This window comes from Pedobacter sp., from assembly GCF_040513095.1.
GTDB lineage: Bacteria > Bacteroidota > Bacteroidia > Sphingobacteriales > Sphingobacteriaceae > Pedobacter.
On the sequence record NZ_JBEVDX010000058.1, the window covers coordinates 1 to 3,369 of the forward strand.

Annotated in this window: 3 protein-coding genes; 1 reads left to right on the plus strand and 2 read right to left on the minus strand. The window is 42.7% G+C overall.

Going from position 1 to position 3,369, the window contains the following annotated elements; translation table 11 throughout:
- Positions 1-125 precede the first annotated feature (125 nt).
- On the minus strand, positions 126-1,895 hold the full coding sequence (locus tag ABWY16_RS07910; protein WP_353904105.1) for an ABC transporter ATP-binding protein: 1,770 nt from the start codon (positions 1,893-1,895) through the stop codon (positions 126-128).
- Positions 1,896-1,897: 2 nt separating this feature from the next.
- A complete protein-coding gene (gene truA / locus ABWY16_RS07915) occupies positions 1,898-2,650 on the minus strand; it encodes a tRNA pseudouridine(38-40) synthase TruA (RefSeq protein WP_353904106.1) in 753 nt (250 codons plus the stop codon).
- 84 nt (positions 2,651-2,734) lie between these two features.
- On the opposite strand from truA, the gene ABWY16_RS07920 reads away from it, so the two are divergent.
- On the plus strand, positions 2,735-3,193 hold the full coding sequence (locus tag ABWY16_RS07920) for a DUF4293 domain-containing protein (RefSeq protein WP_353904107.1): 459 nt from the start codon (positions 2,735-2,737) through the stop codon (positions 3,191-3,193).
- Positions 3,194-3,369: the final 176 nt, after the last annotated feature.

Below are 3,369 nucleotides of genomic sequence, written 5' to 3' on the forward strand. Positions count from 1 at the left end.
GTACAATTACTTTTGAATCTTTATTTACTAAAACACTCATGTATCTATAATTTTTTATGCAAATCTAAGATTATTGCATGGAATGCCAAATGCAATTCAAACATTAATGAAAAGAAACAAAAATGCTACTTAGCTATACCTTCTGAATGGAACTGTAAATCGTACAGCCGTTTATAATAGCCATCTAACTTCAGCAATTCCTGGTGGCTGCCGGTTTCCATGATTTCTCCTTTATCGAGTACAATGATCTGATCAGCTTTCTGAATGGTAGACAGGCGGTGGGCAATCACAATTGAGGTACGCCCTTTCATGAGTTTGTCAATGGCCGACTGGATCAGGATCTCCGTTTCGGTATCTACCGAGGATGTAGCCTCATCCAGCACGAGGATAGAAGGGTTATAAACCAGTGCCCTGATAAATGAGATCAGCTGCGCCTGCCCGGCAGAGAGCGTAGCGCCCCGTTCCATCACATTATACTGATATCCTCCCGGAAGCCTTTCGATAAAATCATGTGCCCCCACCTTCTCCGCTGCATCTACCACTTCTTCCATGGTGATATCAGGATTGTTTAAAGTGATATTATTAAAAATTGTATCAGAAAAAAGGAAAACATCCTGAAGCACTGCTGCGATATTCTTCCTTAAATACCCGAGTTCATATTCATCGATATTTACTCCGTCTACTTTGATATCACCTTTCTGGATTTCGTAGAAACGGTTCAGGATATTGATTGTAGATGACTTTCCTGCACCTGTTGCACCCACCATGGCTACAGTTTGACCGGCTTTAACTTTGAAGTTTAGGTCTTTCAGCACATAATTCTCATCGTTATAAGCAAACCAGACGTGGTTGAAGGAGATGTTTCCCTGCATTTTCGCAGGCGCGTAAGTACCGTTATTGACTGTCTTTTCATCAGTATCCAGCACTTTAAAAACACGTTCTGCACCAACCATACCCATCTGTAATGTATTGAATTTATCGGCCAGCTCCCTGATTGGCTTAAACAGCATACCGATGTAAAGGATAAACTCCGCGATAGTTCCCGGAGTTACATCGAGTGGCTTGGAGAGGATACTTTTAGCGCCATACCAGACCAGCAGGCCAAGGCACATCGCCGATATGATTTCTACAACAGGAAAGAAAATGGAATAGTACCAGTTAGAGCGGATATTGGCATCGCGGTACCGTTTGTTGATCATCTTAAATTTACGGTACTCCTGGTCTTCCCTTGCAAAGTACTGAATGATGGAGATGCCGGTGATGTGCTCCTGCAGATAAGTATTGAGATTGGAAACCTCTGTGCGGATTTCCTGGAAGGCCGATTTGATTGAACGCTGAAAGATGGAGGTGGCGATGATCAGGAGGGGCATCGGCAGCAATACCATCAGGGTCAAACCCCAGTCGGCATAAAACATAACACAGATAATAGCGATCACCTGCAGGATATCTCCTATAATTACAATCAGTCCTTCAGAAAAGATATCGGATATCGTTTCAAGGTCTGACACCGTACGGGTGATCAGCTGCCCGATAGGTGTTTTATCAAAATACTTTAAACGCAGCGTGGTAATATGGTTAAATACATTGATCCTCAGATCGCGTATAGCCGATTGCCCAAGGATATTGGTAAGAAGGGTGTGACTGTACTGTATAGCACTCTGTAATACAAGCAGCAGCAGCATCACGATGGTCATCATCAGCAGACCATTGTACTGGCCCTGTAAGATGTAATGATCCAGTGTATATTTTATCAGGAACGGCCGTACCGGAGCAACTACCGCCAGCAGTATTGTCAGGATGACCGACCAGATAAATATAGTGCGGTAAGGCTTTACATATTGAAAAACTCTTTTCAACAGGCCTACATTCAAAGCATCACCGGTAATTTTAGACATAATTAATTGAAAAAAGGATAAGTGATGTTCACCAGGTATAGTCCGCAGGCAGGTACGGACTGCCCAGCATTGCTTCGGTTCTTACTTTCTATAATCGCCGCGAATTGTGTAAAATCAATTTCTTTCCGGCCTACAAGAACCAGTGTACCTACAATTGCGCGCACCATATTCCTCAGAAAACGATCAGCAGAAATGGTAAAGATAAGTCCGTCTTCTGTTTCACGGAAGTAAGCCTCAGTGATTTTGCAGTTATTGGTTGCGGTATCTGTATTGGTTTTGCTGAAGCTGGTAAAATCTGTGAAGCTGAGCAAGCTTGCAGCAGCAGTATTCATAGCTGCTACATCCAATGGTGCTTTATATAACCATGAACGGTTCAGCTTGAAAGGGTCTTTGTGAAAATGAAAGTGGTACTCATAAGAACGTGCAGTAGCATCAAAACGGGCATGTGCAGCAGCATCCACAATAACTATTCTTTTTACAGCTATTGCATACGGCAACAGCGAATTGATACTTCCTACAGCTTTCGCAGCCGCAGTTTCTGTAACTCCCTGCAGGTCCATGTGCGCAAAAAACTTGCTGGCGTGTACACCTGCATCAGTCCTGCCGCAGCCCAGGGTAACAACCGGCTGTCTGAAAAATACAGACAGTGCTTTATCCAGTTCCTGCTGCACAGTTAACGAGTTGGGCTGTGTCTGCCAGCCATGGTAAGCGGTGCCATCGTAAGACAATTCTATAAAAAAACGTTGCGTATTCAAGAGACTGCAAAAATACTTTTTTCCCCTCAACAAGACAGGCGTTTAGTTGTGTTTTAATATATTTGTTGAAATTATTAAATTGATATGATACAAAGAGTACAATCCGTATGGCTTTTTCTGGCTGGCCTGACACTGTTTTTATTGCTTATTTTACCCATTCTTACAAACAACACAAGTACAGGTCAAATTTGGCTCCAGGTAGGCGGGATTTACGAAAAAACGAATAATATCACCCGGCAGACAGCAACTTACACAGCGCTTTTTGGGGGAACAATCCTTGCGGCCGCAGTATGTCTGGCAACCATTTTCCTGTTTAATAACAGGGCCTTACAGAAGCGCATTACACTCCTGAGCATCCTGTTGATCGTATTGCTGATTGCAGCACTGATTAATTATGCCCTGAATATCCCTGGTGGCATTGTTGGTGCAACTTTCAATGTAGGGGCTTACCTGCCTGTTCTGTCTGTTATTTTTTGTGGTCTGGCTTTCAGAGGGATCCGTAAAGATGAACAGCTTATCCGGTCGGCCGACAGACTGAGATAATGGATATTTAATTATTATTTCGTTATGTACCAAACAAATACCGAAAAATAAGCGTACCTTCGCGGCTTAATAAATAAAGTTATAATGATAAACCCATTTAAATTATTGGGGATAAGTGATGACGTTGTTAATGCCGTAAAGGATTTAGGTTTCGAAAATCCAACACCTATTCAGGA